We start from the raw sequence: 20,666 nt of genomic DNA, 5'->3' as shown, positions 1-20,666 counted from the left end.
TCCCTGCCAAGAGCGGACCGTGGCGGCAAGAGGCTAGCTGCATGATGCAGGCGCCACAGCCACCATAAGCGTGCATGACCCTTAGAAAACCGCCAGCCGGGCGGTCTGTGCGTGGTCCAGAAAAGTGGGAAGGCCAACACAGCTTACACCAGCAACCAGCGCCTCTTCTGTCAGTCGCACAGCTTTCAATCCGGAGTCGCACACCATCAGGGTGGGTTCCTCAAAATCCAGCAGGGCTGTGCGCAAATCTTCAAGACCGGCTACGCCTGCCTCCTGGCGTGCGGCATCACGCTCTGGCTGTTCCAGCCCGTCCCAGTTTTTGCAAAACGCGGCAACACCCGCCCCCATGCCAAACAGCACAACCCGCTGCCCCAGCGCGCAGGCCGTAACAGCCAGCATAAAGGCCGCGTGCAGGCGCTCATACCGGGCTTCAACAATCATGATAGCCAGTTCACACCCGTCTGCATCCCCTTGCGGAATGGCTACGGAGAGGCCGGACGCCCCAACAGGCGGCTGAGCCGGGTGAGCGGGAAAAGAAGCGGGCGGCGTGCGGGAACCAGTAGAAATACTCATGCGCAAACATCCTGTTCAGGCCCGCAGACCGGGCATGTGGGGTCCCGGTGCAGGGCGATGGTTGTAAAGCGGGTGGACAAGGCATCCCACATCAGGAGCCGCCCGGCCAGAGAGGTTCCAAGCCCCAGAAGTTCTTTCAAAGCCTCGGTGGCCTGCAAGGTGCCCATCACGCCGGTCACTGCGCCAAAAACACCGGCGTCACTACAACTCAGGCCATCGGCCTCTCCGTCTGTCTGCGGATACAAACAATGATAGCAAGGCCCGCCCTGCCAGGGCCGGAAGGTGGAAAGCTGCCCGCCAAACCGCTGTGCTGCTGCCGAGACAAGCGGTTTACGTGCCCGCACACAGGCTGCGTTGACCAGATAGCGGGTGGCGAAATTGTCACAGCCGTCACACACAAGGTCATACTGGCTGACAAGTTCATCCACCGTATCCGGGCTTAGGCGGACAGGCCATGTGTCTATCTGAATATCCGGGTTCAGGGCTGCCAGCCTGCTTTTGGCAGACTCGACCTTACGGTGGCCAACTGCTGCCGTGTCATGCAGAATCTGACGTTGCAGGTTGGAGAGTTCCACCACGTCATCATCCACAAGCCCGATGCGGCCCACCCCGGCAGCGGCCAGATAGAGTGCTGCGGGAGACCCAAGGCCCCCTGCCCCCACAATCAGCACGGATGCAGCACGCAGGGCCGCCTGCCCTGTTCCCCCTACCTCCGGCAGCAGAATATGGCGGGAATAGCGCTGAATCTCGTTTTCAGTGAAGTCCAGCGTCATACGTTTGCGTCCCTTTATCTGTCTTGCGCGCCATGTCCGGCTGTGCCTGCGGAGCGTGGAAAGCCGGACCGTGCCCCCCTCATACTCCCCTCGTGCCGCAGACAAAATTATGAATTTTTTGTCATAGAACTGGAAGCGGGTTCGTGCGTCTGTTATGGGTGGAATGTCAATTAAGCATAAGAGGATTGCATTTTATGAGCCCCTTCACCTCAGTCGGACACTACGCTGCCCGGCCTGCCGGTCTGCCTTTGCGCCAGACAGCGCGTAAGGTGTGTATTGGGGCCTCAGTCGCAGCATTTGGCCTGTATCTGGCCTCACCTTTTGCGGCACTGTGGAGCATAAGCTCCAGCATTCAGTCCCATGACATGAAGACGCTTGGCAGCGCCATTAACTGGGGCCTGCTGGATGCTTCCATCAAGCAGCAGGCGCTCTCTGGCATGCATCTGCTACAACCTGCATCGGATGAACTGCCGGAATTCGGCTCTTCCTTCGCGTCCACAGCCGTCTCCAACGCGGTGGATGTGCATGTCTCTCAGGCGAATCTTGGCACATTGGTGGATGAAGCCATGCCTGCCGTAAACCAGACCACGCATGACACATCGGCTCTTTCCAGCCTCATCAGCCATGCCTCCTTCCGGTTTGCACGGCTGGACCAGTTTGAAATGCAGGTGCCACTCCCCGGCCACCAGAACGAGACACCGCTGAAAGTTGAAATGCGTATTCAGAACTGGCGTTGGAAAGTCACCAAGGTGGAATTCCCCACTCAGCGTACGCCAACACTTACGGCCTCTGCATCGCCTTCCAACGCCTGAGTGGCTCAAGGCCTCACCGCATAAAAAAGGCGGCGCCGGTAGCAAAACCGGGCCGCCTTTTTTGTTGGGTTGAAGGCCCGTAGGCCTTCGTTGCCCCTTATTTTTCTGCAGGAAGGTCTTCTTCAAGCAGCACCATGTTGATGGCGTAGGACACTTCGCCCTCATCATCATCACGATGAATGGTGCCAATAACCTCACCATTGACGGCGAGTTCAACAGACATGCCAGCGCGCGGTGGTGGGTTAACGGTAAGGCCGGGAGAGCCCAGCAGACGGCGCAAAGACACCTGCAAACGCGCAATTTCGGAAGGAGAAGGGGTGCTGCCGCTCATGGAGACTCAATCCTCGGAAGGTGTGGGTTAAAGCAGGCCTGCTCCAGAAATGCTGGCACCGGACAACCGGCAGGGCACCCCCAAAGCACGACCTAATGCGCCCGCTATAGGACAGCCCTCCCCTTGGCCGCAACCTTTCCGTGCTACTGCCTTCACTGCGCCATTTTTTTCCGGCCTGCTGGCGTTGAGACCGTGTTGCAAGACCAAGCTGCGGACTTCAGGTGGCCTGCATGGGGTAAACCGGCGCACAACAGCCACCCGCCAGACCACTTTTGTTGAAAAAGGAGCCTGACACTATGCGCCTTGCCAGAACTTCAGTCCTTTTCCTGCTGATTGGTGGGGCCATTGGTGCGCCCTTGCTGTCCCTAAGCACGCACACCGCCACTCCAATTGAGCGGGCGCCCACAGAATCGTCTTCACAGCACCTGTTGCAAATGATTGAGAGCAACGGCGCACGGCAGACGGCGGAAACACTCAGCCACGATCATAAATGGTCGGAAGTTCGGCAGGCCGTAACATCCGGGCAGCCTGACGCGGCCCGTGTGGTGCCGGAGCTTATGCCATTGGCTGACCCCGGCACAGCACGGTCCCTACAACAGGCCATGCGCTCAACCCTGCCCCACCACCCGGCAACGGTTCTGGCTGAAACAACGGAGGACAAGGGCATGGCACTGAGTACGGATACAATTTGCAAACCTGTCGGTATGAATGCCGTGTGGCGCGCACAGGTAAAGCGCGCTGTGGCAGACGTGCATGACCTGCGTCTGGCGGTGCGCGCCAAACATTGCCTGGATGCGCTAGGCACAATACCCCGCGCCACCTGAACACCGCGTAAGTGCCTGTATAAATTCAACCGCTACACGCAATTGCGATATGACAGACGCTCAAAACAGGCATACCTATTAAGCAGGTCAGAAAAAACAAAAAGCATAGCCGGAGTTTACTCCTAACTATGCCTCCCAAACAGGGGACTGCCTTCTATGTGTGTTTCTTTTGGTCAATGCCACACCGCTGTTCTCTCTTCTCTATTTCAGCACAGCGGGCATCCCCCGCATCTGTCCGGCTCCGTGCGCCTTATGGCGCGTCCTGCCGCAGGTCAGCGCCTTACACGCTAAAACCTTCGGCCCTTTTCTCCTCAAAAGTCAGTAAGCATTGCAGGCCCTTATAACGGCCAGCCTATGCTTGTTTCTGGACATGATGTTTTTGAGCTTTTTCACATGAAACATAATTGCCTCCCATACTCCCGCACCCTCACAGCATCCCTCCTTGCAGGGTCCGTCGGCCTTTTGGTCGCACTAGGCTGCTCCACCACCCTTGCGGCGGAAACAGCGCCTCTGGCCGCGTTTCCGCAGTACCCGCATACGCCAACCACCCATAAGGCATCTGCAAACAGCCAACCGGACCCGCACGGCGCAACCCCTGTTGCTCCCGTAACAGCCACAGCACCTAGAAAGACGGGGGGCTTCTGGGACAACATGCTCCTGCCCCCTCTGACCAGCCGACCGGAAGCATACGGTCAGCCGCAGTCTCTAGAACTCAGCCCCTTACCCTCAGCGCTGCTGCATCAGGGGCCGTGGGGCGTGTTTAACAGCAACACAGGGGCGGCTGCGGGCTTTGGCACCGTTGGGTATTATGCCGTCTCCCGTTGGGCAGAAGACTGGTCGAACCTGCGCGACAAACGGAACCGCATAGACTGGATGGACCCACTGAAATACATTCCGCTTAATCAGAGCGGGTCCATTTACCTGTCCCTGAGCGGCAACTTCCGCCAGCATAACTTTTATGACCAGAAGGCGGGCTTTGGCACGCTCCGCACGGCTCCGGCCTACCGCCAGAACATGCGCTGGAACGCCGGGGCGGACCTGCATCTGGGCGAGCATGTACGGCTTTATGGGGAACTGCTGAGCGCACAGGCAGGCGGTACAAACTATTATGGTTATGCTGGTGGCCGCTGGCGCAGCAAGCTGGATGCACAGCAGGCCTTTGTTGAAGTAAAAGGCCATGTGCTCAACGCCAATATGGGCGTGATGGTCGGGCGCATGACGTTTCTGGACGCGCCACCCTATATTACCGCAGGTTCAGTGTACCCTGCCGTGCCGTATTCCTGGAACGGTGTCCGTGGCTACGCTTTCTGGAAGCGCTTCCGTGTTGACCTGTTTGACCTGACACTCACCAACAATGCCCCCACAACGGCCTTCCATGATCAGGTTGGCTACCGCACACGCTGGTACGGTGCCTATACGTCCTACGCTGTGCCGGAATTCAAGCTCATGGGCCGCAGCAGCCAGATTTTTGTGGATACGTTCTATATGGGCTATCTGCTGGCCAGCAGCCCAATTGCCTCTGCCACAGGCACCATTGCTGGCTCCACCCGGCGCGATACGCCCGGAAGCCGCGTATGGGGTAACGCTGGCCCCATTGAATTTTCGCTTGGCGGCATGTGGCAGGGCGGGGAGTTCCGGCCTGCCAAGCAAGCCTCCCCCACACGCGCGGTTTCTGCCTACTCACTCAATGCTCAGGTCTCCTGGCGGTTTGCCAAATGGTGGGGGCGTCCGGCCATTGGCATACAGGCCGATGATATTTCCGGCGGGAATACCCATAAAGGGCCAAACAGCACATGGAACAGCTTCCTGAGCCCATTTGTGCCCAGCGCCTACTATCTGGATATGAGCACCTATATTGGCAACGCTAACCTGATTGACGTAGGCCCCATTGCCACAGTGGCCACAAGCCGCAACACGACCCTGCTGATGAAGGTGCCCGTGGTGTGGCGCAGCTCCACCAATGATGCCATTTACGCAAACTCAACTGCGGCGTACCGCTTCCGCCCCAGCGGCGGGTACACAGCCACCATGCCACAGGCCAGCTTTACGTGGCGTGCTACACGCCATGTCACGTTTAGCTTGGACGGAGAATATATCTTTGCCTCCAAAGCCATGGTCAAGGCTGGTGCATCATCCGGCGCTTACGTGCAGAGCAACCTTGAACTGACATTCTAAGACAGCCTGCACCATGCGAAGGGGCAGAGGCCAAAGCGCCTTTGCCCCTTTTTTCATTCCATAAACGGTTCTTTTCAGGGCGACAAACGGGCGCTCACGTTCTATCGAAGAAGAACGCCCCCTGCGTTTGCCAGGGCATTTTTCTGATGACACCAGCTTTCACGAGGCCCGCCTATGGCGCACCCCCTGACCCCAAGAGAACTGACCGTGCGCGGCCTTATTCTTGGGGCGCTCATTACCGTCGTGTTCACGGCATCCAACGTCTATCTCGGCCTGCGTATTGGCCTGACATTTGCGTCCTCCATCCCCGCTGCGGTTATTTCCATGGCGGTGCTGCGGGCCTTGGGCAATGGCTCCATTCTGGAAAACAATATGGTGCAAAGTCAGGCATCAGCCGCTGGCACCCTGTCCTGCGTGTTTGCAACCTTCCCCGGTCTGGTTATGGCCGGGCTATGGAGTAACTTCCCCTTCTGGCAGACGGCTGGCTTGTCCCTTGCCGGGGGTGTGGCGGGGGTGCTGTTCACCATTCCTCTGCGCCGCGCGTTGGTGACGGAAAGTGCTCTCCCTTACCCGGAAGGTGTTGCCGCGGCAGAAATTTTGCGGGCCGGGGCGGAAGAGGGAAACAGCAAAAGCCTGTCCGCCTTGATCAGTGGCGGGGTTGTGGCCACGCTGTTCACCTTTGCCAGCAATGGCCTGCGCCTGCTGTCAGACAGTGTATCCGTCACAGCCAGCGTTGGCAGTGCGGTGTTTCAGGCCTCCGGGGGGCTTTCTCTGGCTTTGATCGGGGCTGGGTATCTGGTCGGGTTAGCCGGAGGGCTGGCCATGCTGGTGGGGTGCATACTGGCCTGGGGCTTTGGGGTTCCGTGGCTTACTGTTCACACACCCAATACAGACCATCTGACCGCTGCCGCATTTGCCCAATCCGTCTGGTTGCATAAGGTCCGTTTTGTCGGTGCTGGCGCTATTGCCATGGCCTCCATCTGGACGTTGATTGAACTGATGGGCCCTGTTGCACGCGGGTTGCGCTCCATGATGCAAGCGCAACGCGCCACAACTGTTACGGAGCAGGATAAAGACCTTGGCCCCCGTACATTAGGGGCTTTGCTGGCTGTCACGGTTGTGTTGCTTGGTGGGCTGTTTGCAGCTTTTCTGGCTCCGGTTGCGCAGGGCATCTGGCCTATTGTCACGGCTGCCGTTATTTTCTGTGTGGTCTTTGGTTTTGTCATGGCCGCAGCGTGTGGCTACATGGCTGGCATTGTCGGCTCTTCCTCCTCGCCCATTTCCGGCATTGTCATTATTGCCGCCGTTCTGTCTGCCATGATGATTCTGGGCCTTGAGGCCTGTGGCCTGATGCCCGCTGAAATGATGGCCAATGGCCACGCTCTGGCAACCGGCTTTACCATCCTGCTGCTCTCCGCCATTACTGCCACAGCCGCAATTTCCAACGATAACCTGCAAGATCTTAAAACAGGCCAGCTTGTTGGGGCGTCCCCCTGGAAGCAACAGGTGGCTCTGATAGCCGGGTGCGTTGTAGGGGCTGCGGTCATTCCGCCTGTGCTCAATATTCTGTATCAGGCTTACGGGTTTGCAGGGGCCATGCCGCGCCCCGGAATGGACCCCGCACACGCACTGTCAGCCCCGCAACCAGCCCTGATTGCCATGATCGCCAAAGGTATTTTCACGCAATCTCTCGACTGGTCGATGTTGTCCATCGGCATGGGGCTTGGTGCCGTGCTTGTGGCGGTGGACCTGCTGCTACGCCGCCGGGCACTGGCTCTACCGCCTTTGGGTGTTGCTGTAGGTATTTATCTTCCCCCTTCCGTAAGCGTAACGCTGGCAGTCGGGGCCATTCTTGGGTGGCTGCTCAAACGCCATTTGAGTAACCGCCGTGCGTCCTCTTTTGCGCCAGAGAGCATCATGCCCGCCGCCGCACCAGAGCATGATGCCAGTATTGCCACCATGCTGGCATCCGGCTTCATTGTTGGCGAGAGCCTGACAGGGGTGGCGCTGGCTGTGCTCTCAGGCGCTCTGAGCAAGGAGGATGCACTCTCCTTAGGCGCATGGGTGCCTGCCCCTGTTTCCGCTGTAGCGGGCCTGATTGTTTTTTGCGCTATCTGTGCGTGGTTCTGCCGCACAATTATCAAAGCGGAACCGCAGCGTTCCTGAACAAAAAAGGGCAGGCTTTGTAACAGCCTGCCCTTCCCGTTTGCCTATGGCACCAAAGCCATTGCACAAAAATACTACGCTGCAGTGCGTGTACTTACGCCCAAGCGGTAGCCTTCTTTTTTAAGCACCTTGATAGCGGCTTCAGAATATTTACCAACCAACGGTGTGGCATTTCCCGGAGCGCACCAGAAACTGAGTGACACAGCCACGTTAGCAGGCTGCGGCAGGAACGTTACGGACGGAGCCGGTGTTTTAAGAACCAGCGCGTCATCCTGCACCAGACCCAGAATAAGGGCGCGGGCTTTATCAATATCGTCATTATAGTCAATCAACAGGGTGACAGACGCCGCAATGCTGTCTGCCTGAGACGAATTAACCAGCACATTGTTGGAGAGTGTACCGTTGGGCACATAAATGAACTTGTTGCTGGCATCACACAACACGGTACGAAACATCTCGATAGCCACGACTGTGCCGGAGCTCCCGCTGGCTGTAATAGAATCCCCCACCTTGAATGGCCGGAACAGCAGGATAAGTACACCGCCTGCAAAGTTGGCCAGACTACCCTGCAACGCCATACCTACGGCCAAGCCAGCAGCACCCAGAACCGCCACGAAGGACGTTGTGGCAATACCAACCATGGAGGCAACACTGATAAGCAGCAGCGCCTTCAGCAACAGCCCTGCAACGCTTAACAGAAAACCGCGCAGTGTTGGTTCAAGGTGGCTGGCTGCCATCATGCGGTCCAGCGCCCGGATAACCATATTAATGATGGTCCAGCCGATAAGCAGCACAATGATAGCAAGAATAACTTGCCCAACATAGGCAAGAACGGTGGGCAGCCAGCCGTTCAACTGGTTCCATAAGGAGTTAACGTGGGTTTCCATACCTAATTCCTGATGATTGAAAGGATCACTTCAAGACGACACTTGCCTGTATGCCAATCAAACACCGGATGATCAAATTATCAGGCTGAAAAATGCGCCCACACCAATGGTAATACCAGAAAGAGAATTACGATTTTGTTTTATAATATTGTGGAAATATAAAAATTTATGCCGGGGAGACAAAGCCCCCCAGCACACGCTCTCCGCTATAGTTTAGTAACTAGCAGAAAGATTGAACAGGAACGCACGGCCAACAGAAGGTGTGACCCGGTTACTGAACAGGTTGCCGTAGTTCAGGCGGTTTGCAAGGTTGTAACCATTCATGGCCACTTTCCAACGCGGCCCGAACTGATGAGACACAACAGCATCAAACTCTACGTTGGCAGGCACCTTGGCTGTATTGGCCGTGTCAAGAAACACGCCTTCACGCCATGTCAGGCCGCCACCTACCGTCAGATTGTACGGAGTTTTGGGCGCCACTTCATAAGTGCTCCAGACTGTTGCCTGATTGCGCGGCACAAACTGTATCTGCTTGCCAATATCCGCAAGCGTACCGCCTGTGGTCTTGCTGTCGTAGCGTGCGTAGGTGGCAATCATGGTCCAGTTTTTCAAAATCTGACCGGACACACTCAGTTCCAGACCCTGGTTGCGCTGCGTATCGCCAGAGGATGTCACGGTGCCGTTGCTTGGGTCTGTCAGAAGAGAGTTGCCTTTTTCCAGACGGAATACGGATGCCGTAAAGCCAATACGATCATGGAACGCTGAGTATTTTGCGCCAATTTCGTACAGTCTGCTGCGTTCAGGCTCAAATTTGGAATTTTTGGGTGATAGAGGCTCAGAACTGTTTGTGACGTATAGCCCCAGTGGCGTAGTGGATTCAGCCCAGTTGAAATACACCATAGCATGATCGTTTGGCGTGTACATCAGGCTGACATTGGGGTTGAAGGTGTCCTGCTTCTGGCCCAGCCGGGTATCGGCCGTACTAGCCACACCACCTGTTGCTGCATAGTTGCTGCTCCAGTGGTCCCAACGAAAACCAGCCTTGACCGAGAACCACGGGGCCAGCCATGCCTGCTCTGAGAAAAATGCCCCGACATCTGTCGCCGCACTGGTCTTCCATTCCTTGCGGCCTACACCATTGGGAATATTAACAATGTTTCCGGGATGCAAAGACCCTACACCAACATCAAGCCCCGGCACATACGGGTTAGGGTTTAACAGGCTGGTATACTGACGGCTGGCCGGGTTGTTGTAGGCGTAGTTCCGGCGGCGGTCGTAAATATGCTCAATATCCACCCCGCCTATCATCTGGTGCTTAATGGTTCCGGTCGTAAAATTCGCAACGGCAGACGCCACGTTTTGCACAGACCAGTCATCCTGCTGGTACGGGTTCGGGCCACCTACACCGCCAATACGCGATACTTTGGCGGTTTCCGGGTAGCTGGAAAAGAATGCATTGGTGCAAGCCGCGTTACAGCCTTCCTGAGAAGCAGAAAAATACCGGCTGTAAAGGCCACCGCGTGTATCATTATACAACGTGATATGCGGGTTTATTTCCCATTGCAGGCGGCCGGTCAGCATATCCACATTGGACTGTTCCTGGTCAAACGTGGTGCCATACCAGTTGGTGCGTTTAACGCCATATTCCGTAACAGGCTTGCCATATGCCGTGCCGGGTTTGGTTACGACAGGCACCCCGTAATCCGGAATACGATTATCGGTCTGATGGAAATATTCAATTGTATAATTGAGTTTTTTACCAAGACCAAAAATAATGGACGGCGCAATACCCCAGCGGTGTGAATAAAGCTGGTCCCGCCCTACCATGTTACTTTCATTGCCCATGCCTGTCAGGCGGACGGCAATGGTATCTGTAATTTTGCGGTTAATATCCAGCGTACCACGGTAATAAGAGCCACTGCCGCCTGAAAAACTGGCATTGATATGATTACCAGCGGTAGGCGTCTTGGTGGTAATGTTGATGGCACCGCCTGTTGTCCCATTCCCGAAAATCTGGGAAGACGGCCCTTTAATAACAGTCACATGGTCATAATCAAAGCTGTCGCGTGAATAAACCCCGAAGTCACGCAATCCATTTTCATAAATATCATTTTGTGCGGCAAAGCCCCGGATCAAAAACTGATCCCCAGACATACCGCCTTCACCCTCACCAACCGAGGCCGTGATACCCGGCACGTTCTTCAGGGCTTCATCAAGCGATTTAACGTTCTGCTGCTGCATGAGCAGTTGAGGCACCACGTCTATGGTCTGCGGCGTATGCAACACATCCTGCGGCATACGGCTCAGGCCAATGGGGGTGCGGAGCGTGTTCATGGGGGAGGCAACAACAGTCCACTCCTCCGTTTCTGCCCCATTCTTGTGCGCCACATGGTCGGGGCCACGCCCTTTGGCGTTGCTCAATGTCGCCGCTGTGTCGGCTGCTGGCGCTACCGGGGCCTGTGGTGTTGCAGGAGCGGTCTTTTTAGTCGGCGCGTGGTGCCGGTGTGACCGATGAGGGGACGGATGCTCATCTGCCAATGCTGGTGCTACTGAACACCCCAAAGCCAGACCCACTGCCAAAGGCGTGGGATGCAAGACCCCACGAACACGAGAAACACGCATAATGTTGCACCTGCAAAAATAAAATTATGCGCCTTTATCCATTATTGATAATAATTCTCAATATTAATTTTCTATTCCGTTGTTATGAACGAGAATCACTTTCATATTAAATATTAATTTAATTTAGCGCTCTTTCTTTTCATGAAACCAAGTTTTGCAAATCGTAGTTTATATGGCTTGAATAAATATGAGAGCTGCTAGTTATAACACACATAGCTTCACGCGGTGTGCGTCTGGTTTGCTGGCGGGCTGTATAGCAAAATGGGAGTTATGCCGTGTGCCATCAACCCAGCTATAGGGTTGGTCTTCACGCTCTGGTTCGTAAAACTCAGATCCATTGCAAGTATAACCAGATCCGCCTTGCGTTTCTGTGCCTCTACCGTCACCACATCCGCAGTATTCTGCTCTGAAAGTGGCAGAGGAAGATGAGTGATAGACGTGTGCGCAAGGCTGCTTGGCAGGTTTTCCCCAACAGCGATAAGGCTGCTGACACGGTGTGCCTTTTCTAAAAAGGGAGACGCTGCGTCCAGCACCCTGTGCGCTGCGGCACTCTCGGCCCATGCCACCAGAACAGACTGCCCGCATGGGCCATCCCACCCGGAGGGCACCAGCAGAACCGGGCAGGCTGCATAAAACACTAAGGCGTTCAGTGCTTGTACATCTGTCTCCTGCGCGGATACGGGGTTCATGGCGGCAATAATCAGGTCAGCGCGCCGTGCCCTGTCTGGCAGAATATCCTGAGCAGCCCCCTCTGTTTCTTCCCACGTGACGGCTGTTGCTTCCAGTTGCGCCTGATCTTCCTGATATTCGGTTTGTAGCCAAAGGCAGAACTGTGCGTGCAGGGCAGCAATACGGCTGCGCTGCTGCTCTTCATAAAGAAAGGTGGTTTCAGACGTTATAGGAAGCGTGCCAGCTTTTGGCTCCGGGCGTAGCGCCACCACGTCCACACCCTGCACGCCTAGCGTCGAGACCAGCCGTGCCGCCATGCCTAAGGCTGCCGCAGCCTGTTCAGGCGCCTGTAAAAAGACAAGGCAACGCTTCATGATGTCCCCCTTCCCTTTTCCAAATGCGCGGTATGAACACAGAGCCGTTCTGATAAATCCAGAACACCTGACACGGGCCGAAGTTGCCTTTAGCCGTTTTTTACACCTCTCGCTGGAAGGTGAAGAAAAACAAGGCCTGCTGCCCTTCGCTTTTGGAAAGCTTAACGGTAACACTGCACCCTACAAGGTTGTACCCGTGCAGCCTGCCCTATCAAAAAGGATCAGACTGACTGTGCTGCTGAACGTGATTGAACGAGGCCCGGACTCCCCTACCCAAAAGGCTCTCCCCCCTATCGTGCTGTTGCATGGACTGTTTGGGCGGGCGCGTAATCTGGGCTTTGTGCAACGCCGCCTTGCCACAACACACCGCACATTTGCCATGGACCTGCGTAACCACGGGGACAGTCCCCACGGCCCCATGAGCTACGACGCCATGGCAGAGGATGTGCGCGAGACACTGGCCCATTACACGTCTGAACCCGCCATTGTGCTGGGACATTCCATGGGCGGCAAAACCGCCATGATGTTGGCCCTGCACCATCCGCAACAGGTGCTGCGCCTGATTGTGGCCGATATTGCCCCCGCCCAGGGCGGCTTTACCCGTATGGACGTGCCGCCTGATCTGGAAAACCTGTCTTTCCCGCCGGAGCTTGACCGTAAGGGCGCAGACGCGCTCCTGCGCCCGGTCATTCCCAATGAGGCTGTGCGTCAGATGATGGTGCAGAACATGAACCTTGGGGAAAAACCCGGCTGGGCCATAGGCCTGCACCAGATCATGCAGGCTCTGCCTGCCATCATGGACTGGCCGGAACTCCCTGCCGGGACGGCCTATAACGGGCCTACGCTGTTTATTAAAGGGGAACTTTCCCCCTATATTCAGGCCCGCAATTATGCCGCCATGCGCGCCCTGTTTCCTCATTATGTGCTGGAGACCGTGGGCGGTGCAGGGCACTGGGTTCATGCAGATGCCCCGGCACGTTTTGCCCAGATTGTGGAAGAGTTTGTGGCCACACAACCAGCCTGATGGCTTAAAGCCCCAGTCCTTCCACAGGCTGGCCCGCCATACTCAGAGCCACGGCCTCCGCAATACGCAGGCCGTCTATGCCGGCGGATAAAATGCCCCCGGCATATCCTGCCCCTTCACCAGCAGGGTACAAACCGGGTGTGTTGAGGGACTGGCCATCCGCGCCACGTGGCAGACGGAGAGGTGAGGATGTACGCGTTTCAACGCCGGTCATCACGGCATCTTCCATCGCAAAACCTCTCAGCTTGCGGTCAAAACGCGGGAGCGCTTCCCGCAGGGCTTCAACTGCAAAATCTGGCAGGCAGGTGGAAAGGTCCGTAGGTGTCACGCCCGGTTTGTAGGACGGCACAACCGCCCCGAGCGTTGTTGACGGCCGCCCCGCCAGAAAATCCCCCACCCGCTGGGCCGGGGCGCGATAATCCCCACCGCCCGCAATAAAGGCCTGACGCTCCCAATGCCGCTGGAACGCAATGCCTGCCAGAGGGTCGTTCGGGTAGTCCTCACCGGGGCGCAGGTCCACCACCATGCCTGAATTGGCGTTACGCTCGGCACGGGAATACTGGCTCATGCCATTTGTCACCACCTGCCCGACTTCAGACGTGGCCGCAACAACGGTCCCGCCGGGGCACATGCAGAAGGAATACACGCCCCGCCCGTTACTGGCATGGTGCACCAGCCTGTATTCCGCAGCGCCCAGCAGGTCATTCCCCGCACTGGGGCCAAACTGCGCCGTGTCGATAACGGACTGAGGGTGCTCAATCCGCACCCCGATGGAAAAGGGTTTGGCCTGCATGTCCACGCCGCTTTCGTGCAGCATGGTAAAGGTGTCCCGCGCGCTGTGGCCTACAGCCAGCACAACATGGTCAGCTTCAATCACCTCCCCTGTTGCGGTCCGAACCCCTTTCAGGCGACGGGTGCCGTCTTCCAGCTCCAGCCCGTCAACACGGGTGCCAAAGCGGTATTCCCCTCCGGCGGCTTCAATTTCCGCACGGATATGCTCGACCATGGACACAAGCCGGAAAGTGCCTATATGCGGATGCGCCAGATAGAGAATTTCTTCCGGCGCACCTGCCGCCACAAACTCCCTAAGCACCTGACGCCCCAGAAACCGCGGGTCACGCACCTGGCTATACAGCTTGCCATCGGAGAATGTTCCGGCCCCGCCTTCCCCAAACTGGACATTGCTTTCCGGGGTCAGTTCGGACTTCCGCCACAGCGCAAACGTATCCACTGTCCGCTCACGCACCACCTTGCCACGCTCCAGCAGAAGCGGCCGTAGCCCCATACGAGCTAGCATGAGGGCCGCCATGAACCCGCATGGCCCCGCCCCTATTACCACAGGGCGTTTATAGCCCGGCCTGCCCGCCAGTGTGGCCCCATTTGTGATAGGGGGTTGCCACACCATGTCTGGCGTAGGGTTAACGTGCACATCCTCAGGGTGGTCCGCACGGTAGCGGGCCAGAACTTCGGCTTCGTCCTTCACCACGCAATCCAGCGTATAGACCAACTTAATGGCACTGCGCCGCCGGGCGTCATGCCCGCGCCGAAAAACGCTAAACTGCTCAAGCGCTCCGGGGGCCAGAGACAGGCGTTCATAAACAGCCGCCTCTAGGTCCTTGGGGGCGTGATCAAGCGGGAGCCGCAGTTCGGTCAGTCTGAGCATGGCGCGACCTTTATCAGATGTGATAGACAGGACAAAATAACGGGAAAGACCGGGCTTCCCTATGCCGGACAGCACTTCAGCGCAACGGCACAGCGGCACATCAGCCCTCCAGCAGGCAGGATTTTATGGCCGACACACCCCCACAGCACGCCCATTCCCACGGCTCGGCCCCTGTAAACTGTGGCGGCCACACGCACGATGCGCCGCACGACCATGCTCAGGCTGCTCCGTGCTCCCACACTGATGACCACGGTCATGATCACGACCATAATCATGATCACGCACATGACGGGCACAATCATGCGCACGGATTCGGGCATCACCATGTTCACGCGCCAGCCTCCTTCGGCAAAGCCTTTGCCATCGGCATTACGCTGAATGTTGTGTATCTGGCTGCCGAGGCCGTGTGGGGGGTGCTCTCAAACTCTCTCGCATTGCTGGCGGATGCCGGGCACAATCTGTCTGACGTGCTCGCACTTGCTGCCGCCTGGCTGGCGGAAGTGCTCTCCAAACGCTCACCGTCCACGCGGTTTACTTATGGGCTACGGCGCTCCTCCATTCTGGCAGCTTTGTCCAATGCCGTCATTCTTCTGGTTGTGACCGGCGGGGTGGCGTGGGAGTCCATCGGGCGGCTGTTTGACCCTACGCCGGTGGCAGGCAAAACCGTCATGATTGTTGCCGCCATTGGTATTCTGGTTAACGGCGGCACGGCGCTGCTTTTTGCCTCTGGCCAGAAAAACGACCTCAATATCCGTGGGGCGTTTTTGCATATGGTCTCAGATGCTGTGACATCCTTAGCCGTGGTGATTGCCGGAGGGCTTGTGCTGCTGACCGGCCTGACATGGATAGACCCTGCCATTAGTCTTGCCATTTCCGTTCTTGTGGTTCTGACCACATGGGGCCTGCTGCGGGATTCACTGGACCTCTCGCTTGATGCCGTGCCGCGCTCTGTCAATTACGCCAAAGTGGAGGCGTATCTGCGTGCACTCCCCGGCGTTGCGGACCTTCATGACCTCCATATCTGGGCGCTGAGCACGACCGAGACGGCATTGACCGTCCATCTGGTCAACACGGCTCCTGACGGCAAAGGCACAGACGCAGCGTCCGTTCTGCACCGTGCGACAGATGGCCTGCGGACTGAATTTGGTATTCAGCACCCCACAATTCAGATTGAAGACGCGCTTTATGTGTCAAACTGCCCCCTGACAGACCCGCACTCGGTCTGATACACCCAGCACCTGCGTCCGTATCCGGCAGCCCGGCCACAGGCTGCCCTGTTCTCCCCCTGACACAAGGGTTTGTCCGTTTTGTCGCTGCCGCTCCCCAAAACCAACAAAGGCATTGCTGTTTGCAGCCTGCTGGTCAGCCTTGTGGCCCTTGGGCTGAAATATGCCGCGTGGGTCAGCAGCGGGAGCATTGCGCTCTATTCCGATGCCATTGAGACCATCATTAACGTTGTGTCCGCTCTTGGTGGCTTATGGGCTTTAAGCGTTGCAGAGCGCCCCGCAGACCACAACCACACCTACGGCCACTACAAAGCCGAATATCTCTCTGCCGTGGCAGAAGGCGCACTGGTGCTGGTGACTGCCTTTGTCATTGCGCGGGAAGCCGTGGAGGGCTGGCTGCACCCTCAACCAACACTGGCGCCATATATTGGCATTGCCCTTAATGGCGCGGCTACGGCTCTTAACCTGTTATGGGGCCTGACCATGTTACAGGCAGGCCGCGCCCGCCGTTCGCCTGCCTTGGTGGCAGGTGGGCAGCACGTGCTCTCGGACGTATGGACCGGGGCTGGGCTGGTGGTCGGTATGGTGCTGATTCCGCTAACCGGCTGGGCCAGACTGGATGCCGTGCTGGCGGGGCTGATTGCCCTGAACGTGCTACGGGTTGGCTGGGGTGTTATGCGGGACTCCATTGCAGGCTTGATGGACCAGGCACCCGACCCGGAAACCATAGACCAGATCAGGGATATTATTGCCGACAACGGGCGTGGCGCCATTGAGGCCCACGACATCCGGACCCGCATTGTGGGCGCCATGACATTTCTGGACTTTCACCTGATTGTACCCGGCGCCATGACGGTGACAGAAGCGCACGATATCTGTGACCGGATAGAACACGGCCTGCGCCGCCAGATGGGCAATACGCTGGTTCATATTCATGTTGAACCGGATAACATGGCCAAACATGAGGGCATTGTGTTCTGGCCAAGACCTGAAACACCGTCCACCTAAGGCTTTTTTACGATATATGCGGGAACTTACGCGGCAACCTTGCGTCTGATTAAAGGCGCACTAAAAGCCCGTGCACGCCCCTGCTGTTACCTAAACGGCATGTAAAAAAGTGTTATAAAGTTTGTTTTTGAAATGCCTTTTTCTTTGAACACTCTTCTTTCCTTCAAAGAAGATCATGCTAAAAGGCGCGGTGTTTTCTTGAAAAGCAGGATTTTGATATGCCGGCCAGCGTAACCGCAGCGTCCGCTCAGCTTCGTCACATTCGTGAACAGGCCAAAGCAGGTACCGTCAACTGGCGGCGTAAACTCATCTACTGGTCCGGGGCCATTGCTGTTGGTATTGTTGCAGTCAGTTTTGCAGCACTGGCAGACAAGGCCGCTGCCCTGCGCAACCATATTGTTGCCTTCAGCCCTTGGCTGATGCTGGTTGTCACCCCCGGTGGGCTGGCCCTTTCCACATGGATTACGCGTAAATGGTTCAAGGGCGCACAAGGAAGCGGTATTCCGCAGGCCATTGCCTGCATGCACCTGCACGACTTCCGGGTTGTAGACAAAGTCCTTTCCCTCAAGATTGCCATTGCCAAGATATTCCTCACTTCCCTTGGCCTGCTCTGCGGGGCGTCCATAGGGCGTGAAGGGCCTACCGTTCAGGTTGGGGCGTCCATCATGCATACGGTCGGGCGCTTCATGGGCGTGAACGACCCTGTGCGCCAGCACGCGCTTATCAAAGCGGGTGGCGCTGCCGGGGTGGCCGCAGCCTTTAATACCCCTCTGGCAGGGATTGTGTTTGGCATTGAAGAACTGGCGCATTCTTATGAACAGCGGACCAGTGGCACCATGCTGACCTGCGTTGTGCTGGCCGGTGTAACCGCCATAGCTCTAGTGGGAAACTACACCTATTTTGGCCACACGGATTCCGTGGTGCCGGTTGGGGTCAGTTGGCTGGCGGTGCTGGCCTGTGGCATTGTGGGCGGTATAAGCGGTGGCCTGTTCTCCGCCCTGCTCATCCGCATTTCACGCGGGCTCCCGGGACGTATAGGGTCTTTTGTTGCAAAATACCCCATCAGCTTTGCCGCGCTATGTGGTCTGGTTCTTGCGGTCATTGGTCTTGTTTCCGGCGGCATGACCTACGGCACTGGCTATTTGCAGGCACGCGGTATCATTATGGGGTCAGACCACTACCCCGCTTCTTATTTCGTACTCAAATGCCTTGCTACCATTGTGTCCTACTGCTCCGGTATTCCCGGCGGGCTGTTTGCTCCTTCTCTTTCCGTTGGAGCAGGTATGGGCGGGTGGGTTGCGCAGTTTCTGCCCCATACAACCCCCGGTGCCGTAGTGCTGCTGGGCACAGTGGCCTATTTTGCCGCAGTGACCCAGTCCCCCCTGACGGCAACCGTTATTGTTATGGAAATGTGTGACAACCAGCAGGTTACACTGGCGCTTCTGGCCAGTGCGTTCCTTGCCTTTGGTGTGTCCCGCGCCATATGCAGCCACGCTCTTTACGGCGCTTTGGCTGTGAAATTCCTGCGGTCCGCCGCGCCCAAGTCCCGGCCCTCCAGCCGCCCGATAACAGCAACAGATACTGCCCGCTAACGGAGGAGGGCTGAGGCCTTTCAGCTCCCAACACTTACCCGGTTTGCAACTACCTCACGCTGTATCAGGTAAGGGCCGCCAGCCTTAATATCCAGTGCCAGCAGCCTTTCCGCCTGCCCCTGTGCGGGGGGGAGAGAAATTTCGGCCCACCCTGTTGTCCAACGTGCATGGCCGCCCTCCTCACACCCGTGCCAACCAATCTGGTCTTTGGCGGTCAGTACGTCTGTAAGAGGGGTAATGTGCCCAGCCTTGTCGCAAAGCTGAAGCCCACCCACCAGTACCCCCAGTTGCCGCCGGTCATCCACAAACGCTCCCAAAACATCGGCCGGGCGACTGTAACGTGACACCAGCCAGACCTGCTGCACCTCTGCTGGCAGCGCAAACACAACTCTGCTCCCCTGTTTGCGCAGGCACCGAATGATCTTTCCTGTGTGTGTCACAAGATGAATATCAGCATCATGCGTCAGATCCTGCGGTGCCTTCTCCTCCCCCAGGCCCAGCGCAGCAGCCCTTTTCTGTAATGCACGGAAAACAGGCTCTACAAAAAGCTGATCTGTGGCCAATGGCGCGGCGGCATCCTGCTCCCATGTTTTATGGCTGGTTGATGGAAGCCGTGCACAGGTCCCATGCTGCGTAAATGTCCGCCGGTTACCTGTATCCATATAGCTTTCGGTCTGAAGGCCGTTGGCGATAATGACGGCGTGCTGCTCCGTCTCAACATGGTAATAGGTGTAGTGCTGAAGGCTCTTATCGTAAAAAATGGAGGAGCCATTGACCAGCATACGAACAGGCACAAACTTGCCCTTGAACAGCAGGCAGTGCTCGGCTGTTACCAGCAGGTCTTCATACGGCAAGCCGTGCCCAATAGCATTTTTACGAATTCTGACTGCATAGCCTGCCCGGTCATCAAACAGCTCCGGCCTGACTGTTGCCTGACGGGAGCCAACCCAGGTCACAACCTGCTGTGCTTCCACGCCGTTTTCAAAGGTGACGAGCGTGTCTCCAATCGCCAGATCTTCCACCGGACGGTCTCCCTCCGGTGTGCGGAGAAGACTACCCTGCACAAAGCAGACGGCTGGCGTAGCCTCAAGGCTAAGAGACGTACCATCGCTGGAAACGGTAAGCGGCCCTACCCCGGTGGCTGAGTACGTGCCTGTTGTAAAGGACTGACCACCGACGTTTATGGTGGCGATTACATTTTTGCTGGCGTTATAAACCGTAATACTCTGACCTGTACCAAGTGTTGTTGTGGCAATCTGGTAATAATTAGGCTGATCTGACAGATTTTCGAATTTGATATAATCTTTCGCGCTATCAAACCCGCTGATTGTTGTACCAGACAGATTCAGGAGCGTGCCCCCGGCATTGGCAATAAAGGTGCCGCCTCCTTTGCCAAACGTAATGGTCGTACCATTCAGCAAAGCAATGAGGCCGGAGCCATTACTAAATGTGCCACCATTTGTCAGGTTTACGGTCAGGCCGGACAGAGCACCGGCAATAATGTTATTCCCAACAGTGGCTGAACCACCATTAACATTAACAGTTGCCCCTGACAGGACGGAGGCCGCTGTATTAATGCTGGCCGTGCCGCCTACATAAATTGTCGCCCCGCTCAAAAGCGCCACCAGGGTTGTTACATTGCCACTAATGGTGGGCGGAATAACATAATTACCTCCGCCCAAGCCCAGCAGAGAAATGATGGAGAGCGTGCCTCCATCAGTCGTTAAGATTTTCGAACCGAGAATATAACCCAGATCGGTGGTGGAACCGTCTGGATCAGTGATCGTGACCGTACTACCCAAGAAAGAAGGTGTGATCGTGTACGTGACGCCGGAAGGGGAGACATACGCTGTCATCTCGTCGAATCCTTTTTAACAATTCGGTTCGAATAAAAGACAGAGAGTTATTAACAAATATTTTAATTTTCGACTGAAGACCCGATCTTTC

At 56.7% G+C, this 20,666-nt stretch carries 17 protein-coding genes; 9 read left to right on the top strand and 8 right to left on the bottom strand.

The genetic code is table 11. The annotated features are described in order from the left end of the window. Positions 1-81: 81 nt before the first annotated feature. Together Abci_RS01790 and Abci_RS01785 are read right to left on the bottom strand one after the other, a co-directional pair. Positions 82-573: a DsrE family protein gene (locus tag Abci_RS01790; RefSeq protein ID WP_048837433.1), complete on the bottom strand. Its 492-nt coding sequence runs from the start codon at positions 571-573 to the stop codon at positions 82-84. Next, positions 570-1,346: a HesA/MoeB/ThiF family protein gene (locus tag Abci_RS01785; RefSeq protein ID WP_048837432.1), complete on the bottom strand. Its 777-nt coding sequence runs from the start codon at positions 1,344-1,346 to the stop codon at positions 570-572. The genes Abci_RS01790 and Abci_RS01785 overlap by 4 nt, the downstream gene beginning before the upstream one ends. Positions 1,347-1,540: 194 nt before the next feature. On the opposite strand from Abci_RS01785, the gene Abci_RS01780 reads away from it, so the two are divergent. Next, complete coding sequence (locus Abci_RS01780; protein ID WP_048837431.1) at positions 1,541-2,158, top strand: DUF2939 domain-containing protein; 618 nt, start codon at positions 1,541-1,543, stop codon at positions 2,156-2,158. 97 nt (positions 2,159-2,255) lie between these two features. On the opposite strand, the gene Abci_RS01775 is transcribed toward Abci_RS01780, so the two are convergent. Continuing rightward, complete coding sequence (locus tag Abci_RS01775; RefSeq protein WP_048837430.1) at positions 2,256-2,489, bottom strand: DUF3126 family protein; 234 nt, start codon at positions 2,487-2,489, stop codon at positions 2,256-2,258. A 49-nt stretch (positions 2,490-2,538) separates the two neighbouring features. Between Abci_RS01775 and Abci_RS01770 the strand changes: the two genes are divergently transcribed. The 4 genes from Abci_RS01770 (at position 2,539) to Abci_RS01755 (ending at position 7,654) form a co-directional block, all read left to right on the top strand. Next, positions 2,539-2,781: a hypothetical protein gene (locus Abci_RS01770; protein WP_048837429.1), complete on the top strand. Its 243-nt coding sequence runs from the start codon at positions 2,539-2,541 to the stop codon at positions 2,779-2,781. 4 nt (positions 2,782-2,785) lie between these two features. Further along, the gene (locus Abci_RS01765; RefSeq protein WP_048837428.1) at positions 2,786-3,313 is read left to right on the top strand and encodes a hypothetical protein; all 528 of its coding nucleotides are present in this window, start codon (positions 2,786-2,788) and stop codon (positions 3,311-3,313) included. Between the two features lie 393 nt (positions 3,314-3,706). After that, entirely contained in the window at positions 3,707-5,488 is a 1,782-nt protein-coding gene (locus Abci_RS01760; RefSeq protein ID WP_244877555.1) for an alginate export family protein, read from the top strand. 174 nt (positions 5,489-5,662) lie between these two features. Further along, entirely contained in the window at positions 5,663-7,654 is a 1,992-nt protein-coding gene (locus Abci_RS01755) for an OPT family oligopeptide transporter (protein WP_048837427.1), read from the top strand. 74 nt (positions 7,655-7,728) lie between these two features. Here the strand turns inward: Abci_RS01755 and Abci_RS01750 are convergent, their stop codons facing one another. The 3 genes from Abci_RS01750 to Abci_RS01740 all read right to left on the bottom strand — a co-directional run bounded on the left by Abci_RS01750 (position 7,729) and on the right by Abci_RS01740 (position 12,206). Then, positions 7,729-8,541 carry a mechanosensitive ion channel family protein gene (locus Abci_RS01750; protein WP_048837426.1) on the bottom strand — a complete coding sequence of 271 codons (813 nt, stop codon included), beginning with the start codon at positions 8,539-8,541 and terminating at the stop codon, positions 7,729-7,731. Positions 8,542-8,754: 213 nt separating this feature from the next. Then, positions 8,755-11,163: a TonB-dependent receptor gene (locus Abci_RS01745; protein WP_048837425.1), complete on the bottom strand. Its 2,409-nt coding sequence runs from the start codon at positions 11,161-11,163 to the stop codon at positions 8,755-8,757. Positions 11,164-11,381: 218 nt separating this feature from the next. Continuing rightward, the gene (locus Abci_RS01740) at positions 11,382-12,206 is read right to left on the bottom strand and encodes a hypothetical protein (protein ID WP_048837424.1); all 825 of its coding nucleotides are present in this window, start codon (positions 12,204-12,206) and stop codon (positions 11,382-11,384) included. A gap of 232 nt (positions 12,207-12,438) precedes the next feature. Here Abci_RS01740 and Abci_RS01735 point away from each other — a divergent pair, with 232 nt between their 5' ends. Continuing rightward, entirely contained in the window at positions 12,439-13,230 is a 792-nt protein-coding gene (locus Abci_RS01735) for an alpha/beta fold hydrolase (protein WP_048837474.1), read from the top strand. Positions 13,231-13,234: 4 nt separating this feature from the next. On the opposite strand, the gene Abci_RS01730 is transcribed toward Abci_RS01735, so the two are convergent. After that, a complete protein-coding gene (locus tag Abci_RS01730; RefSeq protein WP_048837473.1) occupies positions 13,235-14,893 on the bottom strand; it encodes an NAD(P)/FAD-dependent oxidoreductase in 1,659 nt (552 codons plus the stop codon). A gap of 125 nt (positions 14,894-15,018) precedes the next feature. Here Abci_RS01730 and Abci_RS01725 point away from each other — a divergent pair, with 125 nt between their 5' ends. The 3 genes from Abci_RS01725 to Abci_RS01715 all read left to right on the top strand — a co-directional run bounded on the left by Abci_RS01725 (position 15,019) and on the right by Abci_RS01715 (position 18,719). Further along, positions 15,019-16,119, top strand: a complete 1,101-nt coding sequence (locus Abci_RS01725; protein WP_048837423.1) for a cation diffusion facilitator family transporter — start codon at positions 15,019-15,021, stop codon at positions 16,117-16,119. An 81-nt stretch (positions 16,120-16,200) separates the two neighbouring features. Further along, positions 16,201-17,127 carry a cation diffusion facilitator family transporter gene (locus Abci_RS01720; protein ID WP_084597477.1) on the top strand — a complete coding sequence of 309 codons (927 nt, stop codon included), beginning with the start codon at positions 16,201-16,203 and terminating at the stop codon, positions 17,125-17,127. 218 nt (positions 17,128-17,345) lie between these two features. After that, a complete protein-coding gene (locus tag Abci_RS01715; RefSeq protein WP_048837422.1) occupies positions 17,346-18,719 on the top strand; it encodes a chloride channel protein in 1,374 nt (457 codons plus the stop codon). A 20-nt stretch (positions 18,720-18,739) separates the two neighbouring features. Here the strand turns inward: Abci_RS01715 and Abci_RS01710 are convergent, their stop codons facing one another. Continuing rightward, the gene (locus Abci_RS01710; protein WP_048837421.1) at positions 18,740-20,575 is read right to left on the bottom strand and encodes a Hint domain-containing protein; all 1,836 of its coding nucleotides are present in this window, start codon (positions 20,573-20,575) and stop codon (positions 18,740-18,742) included. Positions 20,576-20,666: the final 91 nt, after the last annotated feature.

This window comes from Acetobacter cibinongensis (assembly GCF_000963925.1).
Lineage (GTDB): Bacteria > Pseudomonadota > Alphaproteobacteria > Acetobacterales > Acetobacteraceae > Acetobacter > Acetobacter cibinongensis.
The sequence above is the reverse complement of the archived record's forward strand: the minus strand, read 5'-3'. Positions and strand labels throughout refer to the sequence as shown.

What these genes read in the sequence shown, in the direction of transcription:
- Abci_RS01790 (WP_048837433.1), bottom strand. Translation starts at nt 573, where the DNA reads ATGAGTATTTCTACTGGTTCCCGCACGCCGCCCGCTTCTTTTCCCGCT.
- Abci_RS01785 (WP_048837432.1), bottom strand. Translation starts at nt 1,346, where the DNA reads ATGACGCTGGACTTCACTGAAAACGAGATTCAGCGCTATTCCCGCCAT.
- Abci_RS01780 (WP_048837431.1), top strand. Translation starts at nt 1,541, where the DNA reads ATGAGCCCCTTCACCTCAGTCGGACACTACGCTGCCCGGCCTGCCGGT.
- Abci_RS01775 (WP_048837430.1), bottom strand. Translation starts at nt 2,489, where the DNA reads ATGAGCGGCAGCACCCCTTCTCCTTCCGAAATTGCGCGTTTGCAGGTG.
- Abci_RS01770 (WP_048837429.1), top strand. Translation starts at nt 2,539, where the DNA reads ATGCTGGCACCGGACAACCGGCAGGGCACCCCCAAAGCACGACCTAAT.
- Abci_RS01765 (WP_048837428.1), top strand. Translation starts at nt 2,786, where the DNA reads ATGCGCCTTGCCAGAACTTCAGTCCTTTTCCTGCTGATTGGTGGGGCC.
- Abci_RS01760 (WP_244877555.1), top strand. Translation starts at nt 3,707, where the DNA reads ATGAAACATAATTGCCTCCCATACTCCCGCACCCTCACAGCATCCCTC.
- Abci_RS01755 (WP_048837427.1), top strand. Translation starts at nt 5,663, where the DNA reads ATGGCGCACCCCCTGACCCCAAGAGAACTGACCGTGCGCGGCCTTATT.
- Abci_RS01750 (WP_048837426.1), bottom strand. Translation starts at nt 8,541, where the DNA reads ATGGAAACCCACGTTAACTCCTTATGGAACCAGTTGAACGGCTGGCTG.
- Abci_RS01745 (WP_048837425.1), bottom strand. Translation starts at nt 11,163, where the DNA reads ATGCGTGTTTCTCGTGTTCGTGGGGTCTTGCATCCCACGCCTTTGGCA.
- Abci_RS01740 (WP_048837424.1), bottom strand. Translation starts at nt 12,206, where the DNA reads ATGAAGCGTTGCCTTGTCTTTTTACAGGCGCCTGAACAGGCTGCGGCA.
- Abci_RS01730 (WP_048837473.1), bottom strand. Translation starts at nt 14,893, where the DNA reads ATGCTCAGACTGACCGAACTGCGGCTCCCGCTTGATCACGCCCCCAAG.
- Abci_RS01725 (WP_048837423.1), top strand. Translation starts at nt 15,019, where the DNA reads ATGGCCGACACACCCCCACAGCACGCCCATTCCCACGGCTCGGCCCCT.
- Abci_RS01715 (WP_048837422.1), top strand. Translation starts at nt 17,346, where the DNA reads ATGCCGGCCAGCGTAACCGCAGCGTCCGCTCAGCTTCGTCACATTCGT.
- Abci_RS01710 (WP_048837421.1), bottom strand. Translation starts at nt 20,575, where the DNA reads ATGACAGCGTATGTCTCCCCTTCCGGCGTCACGTACACGATCACACCT.